Annotated in this window: 19 protein-coding genes and 1 pseudogene; 14 read left to right on the forward strand and 6 right to left on the reverse strand. The window is 64.8% G+C overall.

The features are described 5' to 3' along the window. The first annotated feature begins 181 nt into the window (after positions 1–181). From EV191_RS12710 to EV191_RS12720, 3 genes are read left to right on the forward strand one after another with little or no spacing between them, the layout of a single operon-like run. Complete coding sequence (locus EV191_RS12710) at positions 182–961, forward strand: LamB/YcsF family protein (RefSeq protein WP_132877223.1); 780 nt, start codon at positions 182–184, stop codon at positions 959–961. A 15-nt stretch (positions 962–976) separates the two neighbouring features. Further along, positions 977–1,594 (forward strand): 5-oxoprolinase subunit B family protein, encoded by a 618-nt coding sequence (locus tag EV191_RS12715; RefSeq protein WP_132877224.1) that lies wholly within the window; start codon positions 977–979, stop codon positions 1,592–1,594. Positions 1,595–1,621: 27 nt separating this feature from the next. Beyond that, positions 1,622–2,488 carry a 5-oxoprolinase subunit C family protein gene (locus tag EV191_RS12720; RefSeq protein ID WP_132877225.1) on the forward strand — a complete coding sequence of 289 codons (867 nt, stop codon included), beginning with the start codon at positions 1,622–1,624 and terminating at the stop codon, positions 2,486–2,488. 55 nt (positions 2,489–2,543) lie between these two features. Here EV191_RS12720 and EV191_RS12725 read toward each other — a convergent pair whose 3' ends face one another. The 4 genes from EV191_RS12725 to EV191_RS12740 form a co-directional block, all read right to left on the reverse strand. Further along, positions 2,544–3,041 carry an HAD domain-containing protein gene (locus EV191_RS12725; protein WP_132877226.1) on the reverse strand — a complete coding sequence of 166 codons (498 nt, stop codon included), beginning with the start codon at positions 3,039–3,041 and terminating at the stop codon, positions 2,544–2,546. Positions 3,042–3,115: 74 nt separating this feature from the next. After that, positions 3,116–5,341 (reverse strand): catalase/peroxidase HPI, encoded by a 2,226-nt coding sequence (gene katG / locus EV191_RS12730; RefSeq protein ID WP_132877227.1) that lies wholly within the window; start codon positions 5,339–5,341, stop codon positions 3,116–3,118. Positions 5,342–5,368: 27 nt separating this feature from the next. Next, positions 5,369–5,800 carry a Fur family transcriptional regulator gene (locus tag EV191_RS12735; protein WP_132877228.1) on the reverse strand — a complete coding sequence of 144 codons (432 nt, stop codon included), beginning with the start codon at positions 5,798–5,800 and terminating at the stop codon, positions 5,369–5,371. Between the two features lie 73 nt (positions 5,801–5,873). Then, the gene (locus EV191_RS12740; RefSeq protein ID WP_132877229.1) at positions 5,874–6,389 is read right to left on the reverse strand and encodes a universal stress protein; all 516 of its coding nucleotides are present in this window, start codon (positions 6,387–6,389) and stop codon (positions 5,874–5,876) included. A gap of 217 nt (positions 6,390–6,606) precedes the next feature. Between EV191_RS12740 and EV191_RS12745 the strand changes: the two genes are divergently transcribed. The 7 genes and pseudogenes from EV191_RS12745 (at position 6,607) to EV191_RS12775 (ending at position 15,906) form a co-directional block, all read left to right on the forward strand. Beyond that, positions 6,607–7,488, forward strand: coding sequence for a universal stress protein (locus EV191_RS12745; protein WP_132877230.1), 882 nt, complete (start codon positions 6,607–6,609; stop codon positions 7,486–7,488). Between the two features lie 9 nt (positions 7,489–7,497). Then, positions 7,498–8,487 carry an Acg family FMN-binding oxidoreductase gene (locus tag EV191_RS12750; protein ID WP_132877231.1) on the forward strand — a complete coding sequence of 330 codons (990 nt, stop codon included), beginning with the start codon at positions 7,498–7,500 and terminating at the stop codon, positions 8,485–8,487. Between the two features lie 323 nt (positions 8,488–8,810). After that, positions 8,811–9,562: pseudogene (locus tag EV191_RS30965) on the forward strand (cytochrome P450); the annotation flags it as partial. 204 nt (positions 9,563–9,766) lie between these two features. Further along, complete coding sequence (locus EV191_RS12760) at positions 9,767–11,824, forward strand: DNA gyrase/topoisomerase IV subunit B (protein ID WP_132877232.1); 2,058 nt, start codon at positions 9,767–9,769, stop codon at positions 11,822–11,824. 70 nt (positions 11,825–11,894) lie between these two features. Beyond that, positions 11,895–14,387 carry a DNA gyrase/topoisomerase IV subunit A gene (locus EV191_RS12765; RefSeq protein WP_132877233.1) on the forward strand — a complete coding sequence of 831 codons (2,493 nt, stop codon included), beginning with the start codon at positions 11,895–11,897 and terminating at the stop codon, positions 14,385–14,387. A 49-nt stretch (positions 14,388–14,436) separates the two neighbouring features. Further along, the gene (locus tag EV191_RS12770) at positions 14,437–15,444 is read left to right on the forward strand and encodes a 1-aminocyclopropane-1-carboxylate deaminase (protein WP_132877234.1); all 1,008 of its coding nucleotides are present in this window, start codon (positions 14,437–14,439) and stop codon (positions 15,442–15,444) included. Between the two features lie 120 nt (positions 15,445–15,564). Next, on the forward strand, positions 15,565–15,906 hold the full coding sequence (locus tag EV191_RS12775; protein ID WP_132877235.1) for an MmcQ/YjbR family DNA-binding protein: 342 nt from the start codon (positions 15,565–15,567) through the stop codon (positions 15,904–15,906). 12 nt (positions 15,907–15,918) lie between these two features. On the opposite strand, the gene EV191_RS12780 is transcribed toward EV191_RS12775, so the two are convergent. Then, positions 15,919–17,100 carry an ROK family transcriptional regulator gene (locus tag EV191_RS12780; protein WP_243658929.1) on the reverse strand — a complete coding sequence of 394 codons (1,182 nt, stop codon included), beginning with the start codon at positions 17,098–17,100 and terminating at the stop codon, positions 15,919–15,921. Positions 17,101–17,193: 93 nt separating this feature from the next. On the opposite strand from EV191_RS12780, the gene EV191_RS12785 reads away from it, so the two are divergent. Further along, positions 17,194–18,294, forward strand: coding sequence for an ABC transporter ATP-binding protein (locus EV191_RS12785; protein ID WP_132877236.1), 1,101 nt, complete (start codon positions 17,194–17,196; stop codon positions 18,292–18,294). Between the two features lie 33 nt (positions 18,295–18,327). Here the strand turns inward: EV191_RS12785 and EV191_RS12790 are convergent, their stop codons facing one another. Beyond that, entirely contained in the window at positions 18,328–19,275 is a 948-nt protein-coding gene (locus tag EV191_RS12790) for a TetR/AcrR family transcriptional regulator C-terminal domain-containing protein (protein WP_132877237.1), read from the reverse strand. Positions 19,276–19,373: 98 nt separating this feature from the next. On the opposite strand from EV191_RS12790, the gene EV191_RS12795 reads away from it, so the two are divergent. The 3 genes from EV191_RS12795 (at position 19,374) to EV191_RS12805 (ending at position 22,450) form a co-directional block, all read left to right on the forward strand. Then, entirely contained in the window at positions 19,374–19,979 is a 606-nt protein-coding gene (locus tag EV191_RS12795) for a GNAT family N-acetyltransferase (protein WP_132877238.1), read from the forward strand. Positions 19,980–20,009: 30 nt separating this feature from the next. After that, positions 20,010–21,173 (forward strand): C45 family autoproteolytic acyltransferase/hydrolase, encoded by a 1,164-nt coding sequence (locus tag EV191_RS12800; protein ID WP_132877239.1) that lies wholly within the window; start codon positions 20,010–20,012, stop codon positions 21,171–21,173. A 299-nt stretch (positions 21,174–21,472) separates the two neighbouring features. Further along, entirely contained in the window at positions 21,473–22,450 is a 978-nt protein-coding gene (locus EV191_RS12805; protein WP_132877381.1) for a TerC/Alx family metal homeostasis membrane protein, read from the forward strand. Positions 22,451–22,485 lie beyond the last annotated feature (35 nt).

Raw genomic sequence — 22,485 nt, forward strand, 5'->3', positions numbered from 1 at the left:
CAGTTGGGCGGTTTGGTGGCTGCGATGTTGTCCGACATTAGGGCCAGCCGGTCCGGCAGTCAGTGGCAAAAGTTGTCTAACAACCATTCGATGTGTAGTCACCGTTCGACATCGACGTGTCCGCAGGTACTCGGCATGATCGGCATCCAGGCAGTACGCACTGATGAGGAGGCCGTAGCCCATGACTGGTCCAGCTGAGCACGCCCCTGCGATCGCGCTGACCACCGATATCGGCGAAGGCTTCGGGATGTGGACGATCGCGGATGACGACGCCTTGCTCGACCTTGTCACGAGCGCGAACATCGCCTGCGGGTTTCACGCCGGAGATCCGGACATCATGCGTCGTACCTGCGCGCGCGCCGCACGCAACGGCGTGGCCATCGGCGCACAGGTCAGTTACCGGGACCTGGCCGGGTTCGGTCGGCGGTACGTAGCCGTGCAACCGGACACGCTCACCAATGACCTGATCTACCAGATCGGCGCGCTGGATGGTTTCGCTCGTATCGCCGGGACCTCGGTAACCTACGTACGCGCGCACGGCGCGCTGTACAACGTCGCCGCAACGGACACCGCGCACGCAGCCGCGCTGGTCGAGGCGGTGGCCAAGTACGATCCGAAGCTGCCGTTGCTCTGCCAGGTCGGCACCGAGACCTGGCGGCTTGCCGCCGAGGCAGGGCTGACCACGATCGCCGAGGCGTTCGTGGATCGCGCTTATACCTCCGGTGGACTGCTCGTTCCACGGACCGAAGCCAACGCGATGGTGACCGACCCGGACGCCGCGGCGAAACGGGCGGTACAGATGGTTTTCGCCGGCGAGCTGACCGCGATCACCGGAGAAACCATCGCGGTGCAAGCCCAGTCGCTCCTCGTGCACTCGGACACCTCCGGTGCGGTGGAAATCGCCCGGGCTACCCGAGACGCGCTGGAATCGGCCGGCGCACGGTTGGTACCGCAGGCCTGATCTTGGCCAGCGGTCATGCGACTACTCCGGTGCGCCGACTCCGGGCTACTCGTCGAGTTGGCGGATATCGATGCGGTACTCGCGCTCTACGACGCGCTCGTGGCGGCAACTGATCGTCCCGAATGGATCGTCGACCTGGTCCCGGCCGCACGCACTCTACTGGTGGTGCTGGACCCGACCCGAGCCGATTTCACCGAGCTGGAACGGTTGCTCAGGAACACTCGGCCGACTCGACGGCAACCGAGCGACGTCGGCACGCTGCGTATTCCGGTGCGTTACGACGGCGCGGATCTGTCCAGCGTGGCGGAGTTGACCGGACTGACGACGGCGGAGATCGTCACCGCGCACACTGGTACTGAATGGACAGTCGCGTTCGGAGGGTTCGCACCGGGGTTCGGGTACCTGGTGAATGGCGACCCACGGCTGCGCGTCCCTCGGGCGAAAGTGCCGCGCACCAAGGTTCCCGCCGGGTCAGTCGGGCTCGCTGGCGAGTTCAGTGGGATCTACCCGCGTGAGTCGCCGGGCGGCTGGCAGCTGATCGGCCGTACGGAGCTCGAACTGTGGCGAACGGACCGACAACCACCAGCCTTGTTACGGCCCGGCGTGCGGGTGCGTTTCGAGGATGTCGGGTGACAGCCTTCGCGAACGGAGGACGCGGCCATGTCCGAGCTCTGCATCGTCGCTACCGGCCCGCTGAGCACGGTGCAGGACCTGGGCCGTCATGGGCTTGCGGAGATCGGGGTCGGCGCTTCGGGTGCCGCCGATCAGGGTTCCTTTCGGCTGGCGAACCGCCTGCTCGGTAATCCCGAATCCGCCGCGGCCATCGAGGTAACCCTTGGTGGACTTGTCGTTCGCGCACCGTGCCCGCTGACGATCGCCATCACTGGAGCGCCGTGTCCGATCATGGTGGGCAACCGCTCCGAAGCGTTGAACACGGTGTTGCGGCTGCCCGCGGAGGTACCGCTGCGGCTCGGCCAGCCTGACCACGGTCTGCGCAGCTACCTTGGCGTGCGCGGCGGAATCGATCTGCCACCGGTGCTCGGTTCGCGCTCGACCGATCTGCTGGCAGGTATCGGCCCAGCCGCGCTTCGAGCCGGCGACACAGTTCCGGTCGGACCGGCACCATCGCGATTTCCGGTGTTGGACACCGCGCCGGTCGATGGGCCCGCGGCCGGTGACCGCACCCTGCGGGTGCGGCTGGGACCACGGCACGACTGGTTCACCGAGGAGGCGATCAACTGCTTGCTGACCGCACGATACGAGGCGACCTCGGAAAGCAACCGCGTCGGCATGCGACTGGCCGGTCCACCGCTACACAGAGCCGAACCAGCCGAGCTTCCCAGTGAAGGTGCCGTAACGGGCGCGCTACAGGTACCGCCAGCCGGACTGCCTACCCTGTTTCTCGCCGATCATCCGATCACCGGCGGATACCCAGTGATCGCGGTGGTCCGTGCCGCCGACTTGGACGCCGCGGCACAGATCCGCCCCGGTACCGGGCTGCGCTTCCGACTCGACACCATCCACTGAGGACAGCGAGTGGCTGGATCAAGAGTTGTTGGCAGTATCGGTTGACCGCGATCGGTCAGGGCCCCCGTAGCCACAGGTCGAGGACTGCGATGTCCTCGACGGTAAGACCACGGGACGGCTCAACGCGGTGGAGCAGTGCGTGGTCGCGACAATGCGTGGACACCCATTCGCGGTCGGCATCGGTGATTTCATCGTCGACCCATGCGAAGCGGCGTCCGGCCGCCCACTCCGCGAGGGGCCGGGTCTTCCAGTGCAGACCGAACCACTGGTCTTCCCGCTCGCGTTCAGCGGTGGGTTCCGGCCAGTGCACGACGGGTAACGACGGTAGCCCTAGCCGGGGCGCCAGCTCGACATTCGCTTCCTGTTCCCAGGTCGTGGCCCAGATCAGGTCACACGGCAATGCGGCCAGCCCATGCCCCACTTGCGGGGTGAACCGGTCCAGGTACGAACCCGTCCTGGCACCGAGCCCTGCGCCGCTGGGGTCATCGCCAAAGGGCAGCAGGGTTCCGTCAACATCGAGGAACAGCAAGGGGCGTTGCCGGTCAGGCGTCATGCCGCGGAGTCCTCAGGTACTACGGGTGCCGATGGCTAGGGCCGACTCCTATAGCCGGCCCTAGCCAGCAACGATCAGGCCAGGTCGTACCGGTCGGCGTTCATCACCTTGGTCCATGCGGCGACAAAGTCCGTGACGAACTTCTGCTTCGCGTCGCTGCTCGCGTAGACCTCCGCAACGGCCCGCAGTTCGGAGTTGGACCCGAACACCAGGTCGACCCGGCTGCCGGTCCACTTGACCTCGCCCGTTGCCCGGTCAACGCCCTCGAAGGAATTCGACGACTCGTCCGTCGCCTTCCATTCCGTGGCCATATCGAGCAGATTCACGAAGAAGTCGTTGGTCAGCACGCCGGGCTTGTCGGTGAGCACGCCCTGCGCGGACTGCTGGTAGTTCGCGCCAAGTACCCGCAGACCACCAACCAGCACGGTCATCTCCGGCGCGCTCAACGTGAGCAGGTTCGCCCGGTCAATCAGCAGGTACTCGCCCTGCAACTGGCTGCCCTTGCCGACGTAGTTCCGGAATCCGTCCGAGGCAGGTTCGAGATGCGCGAACGACTCGACATCGGTCTGCTCGGCAGTGGCGTCACCACGTCCAGGAGTAAACGGCACCTCGACATCGACTCCGGCCGCCTTGGCTGCCTGCTCCACGCCGACGACACCGGCGAGCACCACGAGGTCAGCGAACGAAACCTGCTTGGTGCCAGCTTCGGCGTTGAAGGACTGCTGGATGCCTTCCAGCGTGCTGATCACCGGAGCGAGCTTGTCCGGCTCGTTGACCTCCCAGCTGCGCTGCGGTTCGAGCCGGATACGACCACCGTTGGCACCGCCGCGCTTATCGCTTCCCCGGAAGGTGGAAGCGGATGCCCACGCGGTGGAGACCAGCTGCTGCACGGTCAGGCCGGACTCCGCGATCTTGCCCTTCAGCGCGGCGATCTCGGCGGCACCAACCAGCTCGTGTTCCGGAGCCGGAATCGGGTCCTGCCAGAGCAGTTCCTCGGCTGGCACCTCGGAGCCGAGGTAGCGCTGGATCGGCCCCATATCGCGGTGTGTCAGCTTGTACCAGGCGCGCGCGAAGGCATCCGCGAACTCGTCCGGGTTCTCCATGTACCGCCGCGCGATTGGCTCATAGATCGGGTCGACCTTGAGTGAGATGTCAGTGGTGAGCATGTTCGGCGCGATCTTCTTCGCCGGATCGTGTGCGTCCGGAACGGTGCCCTCGCCCGCGCCGCCTTTCGGCTTCCACTGCCAAGCCCCACCAGGCCCCTGGTAAACCTCCCATTCGAAGCTGAACAGGTTCCACAGGAAGTTGGTCGTCCACCTCGTGGGCGTGGTCGTCCAAGTGACCTCGATACCACTGGTGATCGTGTCGGAGCCCTTACCCGTGCCGTAACTGTTCCGCCAACCGAGCCCCTGCTCCTCGAGCGGGGCTGCCTCCGGGTTGGGGCCGTTGTGGGAATCCGGTGCGGCACCATGAGTCTTGCCGAAAGTGTGGCCACCGGCGATCAGCGCCACCGTCTCCGCGTCGTTCATCGCCATCCGGCCGAAGGTCTCGCGGATGTCCCTGGCCGCGGCTACCGGGTCAGGCTGGCCCTCGGGACCTTCCGGATTAACGTAGATCAGCCCCATATGGGTGGCCCCCAAGGGGTTTTCCAGCTCACGCTTCTCCCCGCCGGAGATGCGCGCATCGCTGCCGAGCCACGTGGTTTCGGCACCCCAGTAGATGTCGTCCTCCGGCTCCCAGGTGTCCACCCGGCCACCGGCGAAGCCGAAGGTCTTGAAGCCCATCGACTCGAGCGCGACGTTACCGGCCAGGATCAGCAGGTCTGCCCAGGAGATTTTGCGGCCGTACTTCTGCTTGACCGGCCACAGCAGACGGCGGGCCTTGTCCAGGCTGACGTTGTCCGGCCAGCTGTTCAGCGGGGCAAACCGCTGCTGGCCGGCGCCGGCACCGCCGCGCCCGTCGCTGACGCGGTAGGTCCCCGCGCTGTGCCACGCCATCCGGATCATCAGTGGCCCGTAGTGCCCGAAGTCGGCTGGCCACCAGTCCTGCGAGGTGGTCAGTACCTCCTCGATGTCCCGTTTTACCGTGGGCAAGTCAAGCGTTTTGAACTCATCCGCGTAGTTGAAGTCCTCGCCCATCGGGTCGGCCACGGCCGGGTTCTTGGCCAGGATCTTCAGGTTGAGTCGCTTCGGCCACCAGACGTTGTTGCTGTTGCCCTGCGTCGGGTGCGGGAGCTGGTGTGCGACCGGGCAGCCACCTCCGCTTTCCGTGTTCTCCACTGCATCGTGGCTGTCAGACATGCGAATCCTTCCAGGCGGTCAGGGTAATCAGGAACTGCGTACCGTTGCACAATCAGGGCACACGCCCCAGTAGATGACCTCAGCTTCCTCCACCGCGAAACCATGATCGTCAGCCGCGGTAAGGCAGGGCGCCTCGCCCACGGCGCAGTCGACGTCGGCGATCGCCCCACACGACCGGCACACGAGATGGTGGTGGTTGTCGCCAGTGCGCGATTCGTACCGCGCTACGGAACCGTGCGGCTGGATACGCCGAAGGAGTCCGGCGGTGGTCAGCGCACGGAGGACGTCGTAGACGGCCTGGTGGGACACCTCACCGAGACACGCGCGTACGGCACTGATGACGGACTCCGTATCCGCGTGCGGACGATCATGGACAGCGGCGAGCACCGCGACACGAGGGCGCGTTACGCGTAGCGCCGCCTCGCGCAACATATGCTCAAAGTCCGAGGTCGTTGGCACGGGCGCCAGTCTGCCGGATTATCTGGAATGATTCAAGAATAAGTCACCCAGGCGGGTCGTCTCTCGAGATCAGCTACGGTGCCTCGGTAGCGGCCCGTTCCGGCACCGGACGGTGTAGCTGAACGGCCTCGACATCCGGGATCACTACCACCGGGCAGTCCGTATGCCGGATGCAGTACCCGCTGACCGTGCCATGTACCGCTTCAACCAGCCGGCCGACGCCGTGGTGTCCGAGAACCAGTAATGCAGCCTCCGCCGCGGCGGAGCTCAACACCTCGGGCGGCCAGCCTTCGACGAGCTCGGAGCGGAAACTGACGTCTGGGTAAGCGCCGGAAACCTCAGCGACGGCGCCGGCCAACACCTTCTCGTTCGCGTCCCGCATCCCTTCGTACGTGCGGATTGGCGGCGGAACAGCCGCGGTCCAGCCCGCGATCCCCGGGTCGTATCGCCAGACGGTCACGACGTGCACCGAACAACCCCGCAGTCGCGCCTCGGCTGCCGCCCAGTGCAGCGCCACCCTGCTCAGTTCGGAACCATCGACGCCAACGACGATGGCCCGCGAGTCGCTACCGCCCTGTTGCGCGTTCATCCCGGTCGCCTCCAGTCATGGTTGGTCGCGCGGCGCGTAGCCACGCCTTCGCCGAAGCAAGCGTCCTCCGGTCCGGTTCAGCCTGGCCACGACGTGAAGTCCTTCGCGCGCGAGCCGGAAGTCCCTGCTTATCGGTGACCAATGCCCGCTGCACTAGCACCTCACTCGCCATAACGTCGAGGTGAATGAGACCCCATGAACGCCTTTGGAGCGCGCCATGCACACGAAACGCCTACCGATCACCGTCGGAATTGGCGGGGCTACGGATCAGACATCCCTGCTGCACTGGGTCGCCCAGGAAGCCGCCCGGCTGGCAGCACCCGTTCGCCTGGCGCGTGCGGTAGTTGTTCCCGCCGTCTACTCGGACCTACCGCTTCCCAAGGAAGTTGTGGACGACCTGATCCAGGAGGGCGAGCGTGCCGTCCAGGCAGCAGCCGATGAGCTGGCACAGATCAGCGCCGACCTGGAAATCGACACCCTGGTCCAGAGCGCACATCCGGCAGCGCTGCTGATCGAGCTGTCCGCGGAGTCGCGCCTGATCGCGATTGGCGCGGGTGGCCGAGCACGCGGTCCGTTTACCGACTCGGTAGCGGTCGCCCTAGCCGCACGCGCGCAGTGTCCGGTGGCCGTAGTCCGGTCGAACGATCAGACGGCAATTTCCGCTGAGGGCACCGTTGTACTCGGTATGGACGGCTCGACGAGCGCCCAGGACACGATAGAGGCCGCCTTCACGGAAGCCTCGTTGCGCGGTGCGCAGCTCGTCGCCGTGCACGCCTGGAACGACGCCGAGGTCAGCTGGGATGTCGTCGAGCGGTTTTACCCAGGCTCGGAATCGCTCGCTGACGTCGCGGAACGCGCGCTCGCCGAAATGCTCGCGGGGTGGCGGGAGAAGTTTCCAGAGGTCGAGGTCCGCCGTGTGGTGGCACACGACAAACCGAAGCACCAGCTGCTGGAACTCGCGAAGACCGCCCAGCTCGTCGTGGTCGGCAGCAGAGGACGTGGCGGGTTCACCGGCCTACTGCTTGGTTCGACCAGTCAAGCGCTGATTCATCATTCACCCTGCCCGGTGCTCATCGTCCGACCGCGCGAGGAACGCTAACCAGCCACCATGGACGGGCTTACCGAAGCACAAGTGGACATCCTGCTGCGCGCGGTCAGCAATGCGCCTTCCGTGCACAACACACAACCGTGGGAAATCGATGTCACCGAGCGAACCATCGGGCTCTTCCAACGCAAGGTGGACCTGCCCAGCCATGACCCGGTCGGGCGCGATCGAATGATCTCCTGCGGTGCGGCACTCGCCAATCTGGAGCTCGCCGTCCGCCACCTCGGCTTCGACTCCAACGTGGACATACTGCCGGGATCGGCTGACCGCGATGCGATCGGTCTGGTTACCGCGGGCCGACCGCGCCCGGCTACCGAGGAGGAAGACCAGCTTTACCAAGCGATCGCGCGACGGCGTAGCTACCGGTACCAGTTCGAGCCGAAACCGGTACCGAATACTCTGGCGGCGGCGATAGCAGGCCTCGCTCGCCAGCCTGGCGTCGAGTCACACCTGCTGACCGCGCCGGCCCAGATCGCCACGCTGGCAAGCATGCTCGGCAGCGCTGCACGCGCGCTGCGCGCCGATCGGATATATCAGCGGGAGCTCACGGCCTGGCTGGCTTCGCCAAGCGAACCGGCTCCTGAACACGGCGACGGGATCCCAACCGGTGCACTGGGCAACGGTTGGCTACCCGCCGGGCTCGTACGAACGAATACCCCTATGCCCGATGACTACGTACTCGCGGAACGGATCGCCGCGGAAACACTGCTGATCGTCACGACATCCGCGAACACGGTGGCCGACCAGGTCGCGGCCGGCCGCGTGCTGCAACGCGCTTGGCTCTCGGTGACCGCGGCTGGTATGGCGGCTTCGGTCATCACCCAGCCACTACACCTCAGCGGTTTCCCGGAGGAACTGCGAGATCGACTGGCACTACCCGGGTTGCCGCGCGCACTGTTCAGGTTCGGTTATCCGGTACGGGTACTTCCAGCGGTGCCACGGAAACCGTATCGTGCGTTGCTTCGCCACCATCGGCGGCTTGACGCGCGTTAACACGCAGCGATTAACTCATTACGGGTTGACGTCGGGGCTGACGACGAAGCCACGGTGCGCGACAGCCGAACCATGCCGAAGTCGAACACCTGACCGCAGATCCTGCCGCGCCACTTCTCGGCATCCTCTCGTCCACTGTGGAAGCTATCTGTCCGCATAGGACCGACTGGAGTTCGTACTGGAGGTAAGCATCGCCTGCACGCCTCAATCGACCGAACTACCCAAGTTCCCCATCCGACGGGTGGCCGACCGCCCGTTCGACCCGCCCCATGAAATACGGGCCGAGCAGGTCCAGGGCCGACTCACGCGGGTACGGATCCGGGATCTGCGAGCTACTCGGCGTGCCTATGCCGATCGAGGCTTCTTCCAGGCGCGAAGCACGGTCATGGTCAGCATGACGCTGTCCGCGGAACAGCGCGACTCGGCGGTCCAGGAACTCAACGAGTACCTGGACGAACTGGCCAACAAAGAGATCGCTGATCCATCCGACGACCTGATCTCCAGCCTGGTGAACCGGATCACCGCCGGTGAGCTGACCCGAACGGAGGCAGCCCAGCTGGGTGTGCTGTTGCTTGTCGGTGGACACGAAACCACCGCGAACATGATCGTGCTGGGCACACTCGCCCTGTTCGAGCATCCGGAACAGCTTGCGACCTTGCGTCACGCCTAGGACCGGGAGACGATCGCCGCGGCGGTGGAGGAACTGCTTCGCTACCTCACCGTCACGCACACTGGTGGCCGCAGGGTGGCACTCGAAGACATCCACATCGCCGGCCAGACCATCCGCGCCGGCGAGGGCATCATCCTGCCGAACGAGAGCGCCAATCGCGATCCCGAGGTCTTCGCCCATCCCAACCAGCTTGACCTCAAGCGGGAGGGAAGGTCGCATGTCGCGTTCGGCTTCGGGGTGCACCTGTGTCTCGGGCAGTCGTTGGCCCGGTTGAAACTGCAGGTCGTGTACGGCACGCTGTACCGGCGTATCCCGGCTCCGCGGGCGGCCGTCGAGCTGAACCAGATCTCATTCAAGCACGACGGTACCGTTTACGGAGTACACGAGCTTCCGGTGACCTGGTAGGCGCCCTCGGTTCTCGTCGACAGGTCTCCCGAAGAGCGGGGCCAGGTGATCGATTGACCACATCGGCGGCAGGTCGTTCCGCCACCCGCCAGGGTCAGTCGGTACGCTGCCCTACGGTGCGGTGCTGGTGAGACGAATCCGGCTACTGCGTGAGCCCGCGGCACCGCGGACCTGGCGCGCACCACGATTCGGGAGAACGACTCTGTGACTGCAGCTGAGAGCCCGCTGTACGGGGCTGACGACCTAACCCATCTGGAAGGACTGGAAGCGGTCCGCAAACGGCCCGGTATGTACATCGGGTCGACGGACAGCCGCGGTGTTACCCATCTGTTCACTGAGGTCGTGGACAACTCGACCGACGAAGGTGTCGCCGGCCACGCCAGCCGGGTGGTGGTAACCCTGCACGCGGACGGCAGCGTCCAGGTCGACGACGACGGTCGCGGCATTCCGACCGGGGTACACGCCAAGTCCGGGCTGTCCGGGGTGGAGCTCGTACTCACCCGACTGCATGCGGGCGGCAAGTTCGGCGGCTCCGGCTACAAGGCTTCCGGTGGTCTGCACGGGGTGGGTGCCTCGGCGGTCAACGCTCTTTCGCACCGGTTTGACGTGACCGTGAAGAACGACCGCAAGGTCCATCAGATGTCCTTCGCGCAGGGCGTGCCGGGAATATTCGACGGGCAGGGACCGAAAGCCAAATTCACCCCGCAGCCGGGCCTTCAGGTCACGGGCAAGATGAAGCGCGGCGAGTCAACCGGAACGTCCATCAGGTACTGGCACGACGCTCGGTACTTTGAGCCCGGAGCGGAGCTCGCCATCGAGCAGGTCCGCCAGAAGCTCCGTAGTACGGCATTCCTCGTACCGAGCGTCACCTACGTGCTCAGGGTCGCGACCGAAGGCGCGATCGAAGAGGAGACCTTCCACTATCCCCATGGTCTTGCGGATATGGTCGACTACCTCACACCGAGCGCGGACAAGCCGGTCACCGGCACTCTGTTGATCTCCGGAACCGGGACCTACCGGGAAAACGCCGCCGACGAGAACGGCGTCATGCGGTCCAAAGTGGAACGGCATGCCGAGGTCGACGTTGCCTTGCGCTGGTCGACAGGCTATGAGCGGGTTGTTGAGTGCTTCACGAACACGATCAGCAACGCACACGGCGGCACGCACCGCAAAGGTTTCGACCGCGCCGTGCTGAAGGCTATCCAGGAAGCGATCTCGAAGACGCGCGGCCTCCTCAAGACCAAAGAGGACATGCCGACCCTCGATGACGTTCTGGAGGGCATGACCGCCGTCATTCACGTTCGGGTGCCGGAACCACAGTTCACCTCGCAGACCAAGGACGAGCTCTCCACCGCGGGCATCACCAAGGTGATCCAGGGCATTGTGGAACAGCAGCTGAAAAGCTGGGCCGAAGCCAGGAAAACCAAGGCCGAGGCGAAGACCGTACTGCAGAAGGTCGTCGACGCGGCCAGGGTCCGACTCACCCAGAAACAGCAAAAGGATGCCGCGCGCCGCAAAACGGCCCTGGAAGGCGCGGCGATGCCACCGAAGCTGGTGGACTGCCGCGCCACCGGGGTATCCCGCAGCGAACTGTTCCTCGTCGAGGGCGACAGTGCTCTCGGCTCCGCCAGGATGGCCCGCGCTTCCGAGTATCAGGCGCTGCTCCCATTGCGCGGCAAGATCCTCAACGTGCAGAAGGCAAGTATCGCCGACACGCTGAAGAACGCCGAGATAGCTTCGATCGTGCAGGTGCTCGGCGCGGGTACCGGGCGAACCTTCGATCTGGGCACGATGCGCTACGGCCGGGTGATCCTGATGGCCGATGCGGATGTTGACGGCTCGCATATCCGTACTCTGCTGATCACCTTGTTCGCGAAGTACATGCGACCGGTTATCGAGGACGGGCGGCTATACGCCGCGATGCCACCGCTGCACAAGGTCGTCACCAAGGGGCGCAACGGGCAGACCCAGTTCACCTTTACCCAACGCGAGATGGAACGGGTCGTCGCCGACCTGGAGAAGGCCGGCAAACAGGTCCAGACACCGGTGCCCAGGTTCAAGGGCCTCGGCGAGATGGACGCGGACGAACTGTGGGAGACCACGATGAACCCGTCGACCAGATCGGTCCGGCGAATCACGCTCGAGGATGCCGACGCCGCGGAGGCTGCCCTCGAGCTGTTGATGGGTGAGAAGGTCGAGCCACGACGCAACTGGTTGGTCGCGTCGGCCGAGCGGGTCGACAAGGAAGCAATCGACATCTGATTTCCCCCGATGATTCCCTGGGATAGCTTCCCTTGGGGGGCCACGAGAGCAGTCGAGGAGACACGGAGTAATGGCACGCCGCAAAGGTTCGGTGACCAGGGTTGACCCCACCGCGTTCGACCAGCCGGGCGCGCAGGTTTTCGAGACGTCGGTGAAATCCGAGATCGAGGACTCGTACCTGGAATACGCCTACTCGGTTATCCATTCAAGGGCGCTGCCGGACGCGCGGGACGGACTCAAGCCGGTACACCGCCGGATCCTGTTCTCCATGAACGAGAACGGCTATCGGCCGAACAGCGCCTACGTGAAGTCCTCCCGCGTCGTCGGTGATGTCATGGGTCGCTACCACCCGCACGGGGACACCGCTATCTATGACGCGATGGTGCGGCTCGCCCAGGACTTCTCGATGAATGCGCCACTGATCGACGGGCATGGCAACTTCGGTAGTCCGGACGATGGCCCAGCCGCGAGCAGGTACACCGAGGCAAGGATGTCGCCCGAAGCGATGCTCCTGGTCGGTGAACTCGGCGAGGATACGGTCGATTTCCGGCCCAACTACGACGGCTCGCTCGAGGAACCGTCGGTACTTCCGGCCGCATACCCGAACCTGCTGGTGAACGGGACCTCCGGGATCGCGGTCGGGATGGCCACCAACATGATCCCGCACAATATGGGCGAAGTGATCGCCGCGGCGCGCTGGCTGATCAACCACCCGGGCGCGAGCCTGGACAAGCTCATGGAGTTCATCCCCGGCCCGGACCTGCCCACCGGCGGTCAGCTACTTGGCCTGGACGAGGTGCGCAAGGCATACGAAACCGGCCGCGGCGTGGTCCGGATGCGCGCGAAGGTGGAAACCGGACCGTTGGAAGGAAGCCGCGGACGACAGGCCATCACGGTCACTGAGCTGCCCTACGGCGTCGGTCCGGAAAAGATCATCGAGAAGATCACCGACGAGGTGAACAAATCCAAGCGGCTGACCGGAATCGCCGACGTCAAGGACCTCACCGACCGGGAGAACGGCACCCGACTGGTCATCGAGTGCAAGGTGGGGGTGAACCCACAGGCGCTGCTCGCCGACCTGTACCGGCTTACGCCGCTCGAGCAGTCATTCGGCATCAACAATCTGGTGCTTGTGGACGGTCAGCCACGCACACTTGGCCTCAAGGCGCTACTCGAAGTGTTTCTGGCGCATCGGTACGAGGTGGTCACCCGGCGCACCAAGTACCGTCGACGCAAGCGCGAGGAGCGGCTGCACCTGGTCGAGGGCTTGCTCAAGGCGCTCCTCGATATCGACAAGGTGATCAAGCTCATTCGCGGCAGCGAGAACGCGCAGGCCGCGAAGGACGGTCTGATGAAGCGGTTCGCGCTCTCCGAGATACAGGCCAGTTATATCCTGGACACTCCGCTGCGCAGGCTCACCAAGTACGACAAGATCGAGCTGGAAGCCGAACAGGACAAGCTACGCAACGAGATCGCCGAGCTGACCAAGATCCTCGACGACGAGTCGGTGTTGAAGAAGGTCGTCGCCCAAGAGCTCGCGAAGATCGCAAAGGACTTTCCCGCGGAGCGACGCACATCGCTGATCGACGGCGAACTGAAGGAGGTCCTCGCCGCTTCGAAGCCCGCTGGCCCGCTCGAAGTAGCCGATGATCCGTGCCAGATCATCCTCTCCGCGACCGGCCTCGTCGCTCGTACCGCCGCGGAGTCCGAGGAGGCCTCCGAAGCACGCCGACGCAACGGCCGTGTCAAACACGACGCGGTGATGGCCATTGTGCATTCCACGGCCAGAGGGCAGATCCTGCTCGTCACGAACCGCGGACGGGCCTTCAAGACCGACGTCTTGCCGCTACCGGTGCTGCCCGAACAGGTGGGCACGGTCTCGCTGCGCGGCGGGATGGCCGCCAAGGAACTCGCGCCACTTGACCGCGGCGAGAAGGTTGTTGGTATCGCACCACTTGGCGCGCAGGCGGGAGGATCACCAGGACTCGCCATCGGCACGAAACGGGGTGTCGTGAAGATATGCATGCCCGAATGGCCGGTTCGCTCCGACGAGTTCGAGATCATCAGCCTCAAGGACGATGACGAGGTCGTCGGCGCGGTCTGGTTGACCGACGGTTCGGAAACGCTGGTCTTCCTGTCCAGCGATGCCGCCTTGCTGCGCTACTCCGCCTCGCTTGTGCGTCCGCAGGGCTTGAAGAGTGGTGGTATGGCCGGAATCAAGCTCGGTGCCGATGCCCACACTGTCTTCTTCGGCACGGTGCGCACCGAAGAAGACGAGGCTGAGCACGGTGCCGCCATGGTGGTTACCGCCACGGGTCAGAGTGTGAAGGTGACCCCGTTCGCCGAGTATCCAGCCAAGGGACGCGCCACCGGTGGCGTCCGCGCACAGCGCTTCCTCAAAGGGGAAACCGAGCTCACCGCGGCGTGGGTCGGCCCGCGGCCGGCGGGTTCGGCGAACAACGGGAGCCCCGTCGAACTTCCGGAGACGGTGATGCGCAGGGACGCGTCCGGGAGCGCGCATCCGGGGCCGGACGTGATCGGTCATCTGATCGAGCGAAGCTAACGGGTCACCGACGTATCAGCGGCTGTTCAGTCGGCACGAAAGGAAACGTATGGCACTCGCGGACTTTCCTCGGCATCCGCTGACCTTCGGGCCAAGTCCGGTTCACCCGCTGAACCGATTGACCGAACACCTTGGTGGCGCGCGAGTGTGGATGAAGCGTGAGGACGTCAACTCTGGACTCGCTTATGGTGGCAACAAGACTCGCAAGCTCGAGTACCTGATTCCGGATGCGCTCGCTTCTGGAGCCGACACCCTGGTGTCGATCGGCGGATACCAGTCGAACCACACCCGTCAGGTCGCCGCGGTGGCCGCACACCTCGGGCTACGTGCGGTGTTGGTCCAGGAGAACTGGGTGGATTGGCCGGACCCAGTGAACGATCGAGTCGGAAACATCCTGCTGTCCAGGGTTATGGGCGCCGATGTCCGGCTCGACCCCGCGGGGTTCGGCATCGAGGTCAAACCAAGCTGGGAGGCGGCACTCGACGATGTCCGCCAGGCCGGCGGGACCCCGTACGCCATCCCGGCGGGGGCTTCTGATCATCCACTGGGTGGGCTGGGCTTCGCGAACTGGGCACACGAGGTCGAGCGTCAGGAACGCGAACTGGACACGTTCTTCGATACCGTCGTCGTCTGCGCGGTGACGGGATCCACGCAGGCAGGCATGGTCGCCGGCTTCGCCGAGCAATCCCATGCCCGGCGAGTCGTCGGGATTGACGCCTCTGCCAAGATTGACGCGACTCGCGCGCAGGTCACCAGGATCGCGGCGGCCACGGCACAACGCATTGGTCTCGGCAGGGATCTATCCAGTGCGGACATTGAACTGCTCGCTGGCTGGGCGGGCGAACGCTATGGTGTTCCCGTCGAATCGACGCTGGAGGCGATCCGCCTCGTCGGCCGGCTGGAAGGGATCATCCTCGATCCGGTCTACGAGGGAAAATCAATGGCTGGCCTGATCGACCTGGTGACCAGCGGAGACATCGACAAGGACAGCAACGTGCTCTTCGCGCACCTGGGCGGGCAGCCTGCGCTGAACGCCTACAGCGCGCTGTTCCGCTGAGCCGTTCCCACAAGCCGACGAAACCGCGTTCCTTGAGGATATTGCGGCGAGCGGATCGACCAGCGGCACCCGGTGATGCACGTGAGCTGGTTGTCGGTGGGATAGGCGAGAATGGCGAGCATGGCTGTCACGGACGCGGGATTTCACCGGATCGTCGACCAGCTCGCCGATGTCGAGCGGGCAAAAGCGCGGGACTACACCTCGTTCAGCGTACGTGGCAAACGCTTCGGCTACTTCTGGCCGCGGACCAGCACGGTGGGTCTCAAACAGCTGCTCTCCGAGCAGGTCGCGCTGGTTTCCGAGCGCCCAGACGTCTTTGAGGTCCAGTTCACCGCTGGCGGCTTTGGCTGGGTCGTCGTCCAGTTGACCGGGGTTGATCGAACAGAGCTCACCGAACTGGTCTACGAGGCGTGGCGGCTGTCCGCACCGGAAGCCTTGGTCGAGGAACATCCGATGCCCTGACCGCAACAAACGTCACCCATCAATCCACGCCAGCGGATCGGCGATCACCGCGCCGATAACCTTCGCGGCGGCACCGCGCAGCGCGGCATCCGGTCCGAGTTTGGCCTGCCGGAGGGTGATTCCATCGGGTAGTCGGGCGTGCAGCCGATTCCAGAACACCTCCCCGAGGCTGGCTAGCCGACCGCCAAGCACGATCACCTCTGGCGCGAGCAGCGCCCGCACCGGGACAAGTCCACTCGCCACCGCGTCGGCGGCCTGGTGCACGGCACGGACCGCGGCCGGCTCCGCCGCGCGCAGCTGACCGATCAACGGTTCATCACCGCCAAGTAGTCGCGAGCCGGACCGCTCAGGCAACCCAGCCGATCGCGCGATGGCCGCAGGTTCGGCATAGAGCCGCAGGCAGCCGCGCTCCCCGCAGAAACATCGCGGCCCACGCGGGCGCACCGGCACGTGTCCGAACTCGCCGGCAAGGACACTGCCTGGGGAAACCGGCACCAGGCCAAGTGACTCCTCCCCTCCCAGGTAGTACCAGTCACCACCAGCGCCTGCCCGATACTCGGCGTGTGCGGCACATGCCACTTCGCTGTCCAGCCGGACGTCCAAGCCATGTAGACCGAGCGCGTGCAACTCGGCGTTCACCAGTGCGCGAGCATCCACCTCCGACCAGCCGAGCGCGGGCGAATACGCCACCGTGCCCGCGCTGTCCGAACGCGCGGACACCGTGCCACTGACCGCCAGCCCGACCCCGGCGACCAAGCGACCAGCCGTCGTCGCCTCATCGAAAAGCCGTCGAAGCACCGGCCTGGCGGCATGCACCCCGTCGGTGGGAGAAACCGTGTCGAGTCCGAAGCGCCGTAGATCGCGCGCGATCTGCCGACCAGACAGATCCAGCAGTATGCCGGCGATGTGGTCGGGCGCGAACTGCAATCCGATTGCCACCGGACCATACGGATCGAGCATCAACCGACCAGCTGGGCGCCCCGGCGCCCCGCCGGGCTCCGGGCCAAGATCGCGCACGAGTTCAGCCTGGATCAGCTCAGCAACCAGGCTGGAGACGGTCGCCTTGGTGAGCCCGGCGCGGCGAGCCAGTTCGACCCGCGATATCGGCGCCGAGCGGGCGATCATCTCCATGAGCAGCGCGACATTATGCCGGCGCATCGCTTGCGCGCCCGCTCCAACACCCTGGTTCGCCATATTAGTTAGTTTATTGAACTGACAAATCCTAGCCAAGGGCGGTGGCGCCCAGATAGACATTGCCCACGGTTTCCAGCGAAAGGCGGTTCATCCATGGCGGAGGTCAGCTATCAGCAGGCGAGCAGGCTGTATCCGGGTTCCCCGCCGGTGCGAGCGGTGGACAGCCTTGATCTCGATATCGCCGACGGCGAGTTCCTGGTTCTGGTAGGGCCGTCCGGGTCGGGCAAGTCAACCGCGCTGCGCATGCTTGCCGGGCTCGAAGACGTTGATGAGGGCGCGATTCACATCGACGGTAAGGACATCACCAGCACCCCGCCGAAGGACCGGGATATCGCTATGGTCTTCCAGTCATATGCGCTCTATCCGCATATGACGGTCGCGGAGAACATGGGCTTCGCGTTGAAACTGAAGCGCGTCGCGAAGTCCACCATCGCCGAACGCGTCAAGGAAGCCGCGGAACTACTGGATCTCACGCCGTACCTCGATCGTAAGCCGAAGGCACTCTCCGGTGGTCAACGGCAACGTGTCGCGATGGGCCGCGCCATTGTGCGCGAACCAGCGGTGTTCCTGATGGACGAGCCACTGTCCAATCTCGACGCGAAGCTCAGGGTCGAGACCCGAGCCAATATCGCGGCGCTGCAAAAGCGACTCGGCACCACCACCGTCTATGTCACGCACGACCAGGTTGAAGCCATGACCATGGGGCATCGCGTCGCCCTACTCAAGGACGGCAAGCTGCAGCAATGCGATACGCCGCGCAATCTGTATGAACGCCCGAAGAACGCGTTCGTCGCCGGCTTCATAGGTTCACCAGCTATGAACCTGAAATCAGTCACCGTCACCTCGCAGGGTGCGCAGCTGGACGGGATTACCGTGCCGCTGCCCCGGGCGACGCTCAGCGCTGCCGAGCAGTCCGGAGCGCGGACGCTCACCCTCGGACTACGTCCCGAATCGCTTCGGATCGCCGGCGCCGAAGAACAGGGTGCGAAGATGACCGTCGAGCTCGTCGAGGAACTTGGTGCCGACGCCTATGTGCACGGCGGTATCCAGGTAGGCGAGCAGACTGAACGATTCGTCGTCCGTGCCGACGGTCGCAAACCACCGCGGCTCGGCGAAACCGTGACGGTGGTCGTCGCTAATGACAACGAGGTGCATGCCTTCCATCCGGAAACCGGGGAACGCCTCGCCGAATAGCAGCGCCCGGCGCCGACCAGGTCGCTCACGGGATCAGGTTTCGAGTAGCAGCGCGAACCCGTCCAGGTGGCGGGCAAGCGCGTACTCGAACAGTCCGTCCAGGTCACCGATCCAGTCACCACTGGTCGCCGCCAGATACGGAAACCGGCCGGAAGCCAGTAGCTCGTCCGCCCGCCCTTCTCGGTCGCGCCACCAGTGCGCCATCGTTTCGCCGCGTTCCTGCCGTGCCTCGAACTCGGCCGCCGCCGAGGTACCGTAGGTCACCACGATCGAAACCAGACAGATCACCTCGCGGAGTTTCATCTCCAGCGGGAGATCAACGTCCTCGAGCGCGGCTAGGAACCATTCCGTATGGCTCATCGCTTGCGGCATCAGCAGCGGCCGAGTGAACGAAACGACCCTCGGCAGCCATGGGTGTTGACCGCACATGGCCCATTGCTGGCGTGCCCCGAACTCCAGTTTCGCGCGCCACCCAACCAGTCCCAACTCCGGTAGCTGATGAGCCCCAAAGGCCATATCGGCCATCTGCTCGACGAGATCTTCCTTGTTCGCCACATACCGGTACAGCGACATCACCGCGATACCGAGTTCGGCGGCAAGTCGGCGCATGGTGACAGCCTCGAGCCCTTCCACGTCGGCGATCCCGATCGCCGTCCGCAGCACCAGTTCGCGGTCGATCGGCGCCTTGACCCGAACCGGTAGCCCAGCGTGCTTGTCGTCGTCCGGTTCGGACGGTCCCGCGCTACCCGCCGCGCGCACGACGGTCCCGGCGCCGACACGCGGTTCGATCAAACCTTCGTCGCGCAGCGCGGCCATCGCCTTGGTAGCGGTGGCCAGCGCGACACGCCAGTCCTGGGCCACCTGGCGGATGGACGGCAATCGGGCCCCGTTCGGGAGCTCGCCTGCGGTGATCCGAGATCGGAAATCATCAACGATTTGGCGGTATCGACCTCGTCCAGCGGCACTCCCCGGCGAATTCATGCACCATCCCCAATCCAGATTTGTACTAGTACACGTCGTCAGCGATAGTACATTGATAGAACACTTATTGCACGTCAAAACACGTGTACGGTGTACATGTGAACAGAAATACGATGTACGAAAAGACATCCACGGCTGGCTACCAAGACCGAGCCGACACCGTGCGCTTACTCACCGCCGCCTTCTCCGCCGACCCACTGATCCGGTGGCTCTTCCCATCCGAATCATCACGGCAGCGTTTCCTCCCTGACTACTTCAGCGCCATATTCGATCACCCGAAGGCCACGGCATACCTCGGCGGCGAACGGGTCGCCGCGTCCATCTGGCTCACGCTGCGGCCAGGTGAATCTCCCTTCCCCGAAAGGGATGCGGAGTCCGCGGACCTCCAGTTGCCAAGCAGCACGCGGCTGCTGTCGTTGGGCGAGGAGCTTGCTCAACGGCACCCGACAGGCCACGCCCATCAGTACCTCGCCTGCCTGGGCGTATCGCCATATGCCCAGGGCACCGGTATCGGCTCTGCCTTGTTGCGCCATGGCGGCGCCCGTACTGACGCCCTGGGTATCGGCACCTATCTGGAGGCAAGCTCCGCCCGCAGTCGCGCGCTGTACCTGCGGCACGGCTTCGCTGATCTAGGACCACCCATCGAGCTCGACCACGACGGGCCAACGCTGTGGCCCATGTGGCGCGCACCCCACACACCGTGAACACATCCGGAACTATTCGAGGAGCCACAAATGCCCGTTACCACCGACGTGATCGCCGGCGGCCCCGACGACTTCATGACCGTCCGACATCTCAGTCTCAGCGGCAGCCAGCACGAAATCGGCAAGGCGTTGGCGCACGAGGCCACCGAGCGATCGGGGTGGCGGCCGCGGCCAGCTGATCCGGTCAAGAGCCGGGCCCGGCACGCCTGGTTCGCCAGAAACTGGCCAGCGCAGTACGCGCGCAACAGCGGCGCGGCTGAGGTTGCCGGCGTCCAGCCCGATGCCGCCGTCCATTTCGACGACCTCAGCACGATTCCGCCAGGATCCGGCTGCTCGGCCGTGTGGTACTCGCCAGCCGCGACGAGCGAAGGGCACGGGTTCCTCGGCCGCAACTACGACTTCTTCACCGTTGGTTGGCAGCAGATGCTCGCCCTGATGTCAGATGAACCCGGCCCCACCACCGAATGCCCCATCGCCTCGCGGCCATATGTCATCACGAGCGTTCCGGACGACGGCCCCGCGACCACGATCATCACCATGAATGAGCTCGACGGTTGTATGGACGGGATCAACGAACACGGTCTCGCCGTCGTATTGCTGATCGCCGATGCGGGAGGGGCGAACCTGCCCGTCGACGGGGGCCCACAGGTCGGCCTGGCGACCACCCAGCTCCCCCGCTTCCTCCTGGATACCTGCGCGAACGTCGAGGAGGCGCAGCAAGCCCTGTTGCTTGCGAAGCAATACGACCTCGGCGCGCCGCTGCACTACCTCATCGCCGACCGCGCGGGCAACGCCTTTGTCTGGGAAGTGGGCGCCGGTGGCGTCGAGCACATCGTGCCCGCTGAAGGGCTCGCCCAATGCGTGACAAATCATCCGCTCCATCGGCCGACGGATCCGGCGAAGCCGCCGGTGGATACCGAGGAAACGATGTACTCCTACGCCCGGTTGGACACGCTACGCGCCCGCGCGGAATCCGCGCCGCTTTCCGCGAATGAGTTGCGAACCAGCCTGGACTCGGTAGCGCTGACCAGTGAACCCACCGCCAAATATCCACTGCGGACGCTCTGGCGGACGGTGTTCAACCTCGACGAACGCACCATGACGACACGGTTTTACCTTGGCGATGACTCAAGGTCGGTACCGGCCTACAGCCCGGAGTTCACCTTTCGACCGGAGCTAACGAGCACTTCATAGCGTGACGCTGGCCACCCAGTGGGCACTGTCCGAATAGTGTCACCTCGCCCGATGGGTCATCCAGTCGGGCGGCTAACGGACGAATGGCTTGCCGTGGGGCAAATGCTCCCGCATACTCTCCCGCGAGGGGAGTACTTCGGACAGTGCCACTCCGGTCAATACGGACATCCCACGATGTCCTCGGAGCGCCGCCCTTAGTGGGTGAAGGAGACCTCAAACGATTACCCGTTTGAGGTGTGTCCGTGTCCAGTACCGCACAGCCGCTTGCCGCCGCCACCGAGCGGATCGGTGATCCGGCAATGTGGATTATCAGCATCGTCGTGCTACTCGCGTTGCTGACCATCGACTTCATCGTCACCAGAAAGCCGCATACCGTGTCGATGCGGGAAGCGGTCGGCTGGTCAGTCTTCTACCTGGCCCTACCATTCGTGTTCGCCGCCTACCTGTGGGTCGACTACAGCGGCACGCAGGCACTGGAGTTCACCACCGGCTTCGTCGTGGAGAAGTCGCTGTCGGTGGACAACCTGTTCGTGTTCATGTTGCTGCTCGCGGCCTTCGCCGTCCCCGCGCAGCTACAGCAGCGAGTGCTGCTCTACGGAATCGTGGGCGCACTGGTACTGCGTGGCATCTTCATCGCGGCCGGCGCCGCCCTGCTCAGCGCGGGGACCTGGGCCTTCCTGGTGTTCGGGGCGATCCTGTTCATTACCGCGGTCAAGATCCTGCGCGACGCGCTGAAGGGTTCCGGATTCGAGACGGACGTGTCGCAAATGCGCTCGGTCCGGCTACTCCGCAGGTTCATGCCGGTGACCGACGACTACCGGGGCACCAAGATGAGCATCCGCGAAGGCGGACGGCGCGCATTGACCCCGCTCGCGGTCGTTGTCGTCGCGGTGTTCGCGACCGACGTCGTTTTCGCCGTCGACTCGGTTCCCGCCGTCTACGGCATCACCGATGATCCGTACCTGGTCTTCACGACCAATGCCTTCGCGCTGCTTGGGCTGCGTGCGCTGTACTTCGTGCTGCATCGCGTACTCACCAAGCTCGCGCACCTCAACCACGGCCTCGCGATCATTCTCGCGTTCATCGGCATCAAGCTCGTCCTGCACTGGGCCCACGGCATCTGGCCCGCCATTCCGGAAGTACCAACCCCACTGTCCCTTGTGGTGATCGTGGTGGTGCTCGCGACGGTCACCATGACAAGTTTGCGCGCCAACCGGCGTGCGGAGGAAGCGAAAGAAACGGAAGAAACAGAAGCAGAGGAACGCCAAACTAAGTAGAGCTCATGGTTATCGACATCCTCATCGAAGCGGGT

Source organism: Tamaricihabitans halophyticus (assembly GCF_004340875.1).
In the GTDB taxonomy this organism is placed as follows: Bacteria; Actinomycetota; Actinomycetes; order Mycobacteriales; family Pseudonocardiaceae; genus Tamaricihabitans; species Tamaricihabitans halophyticus.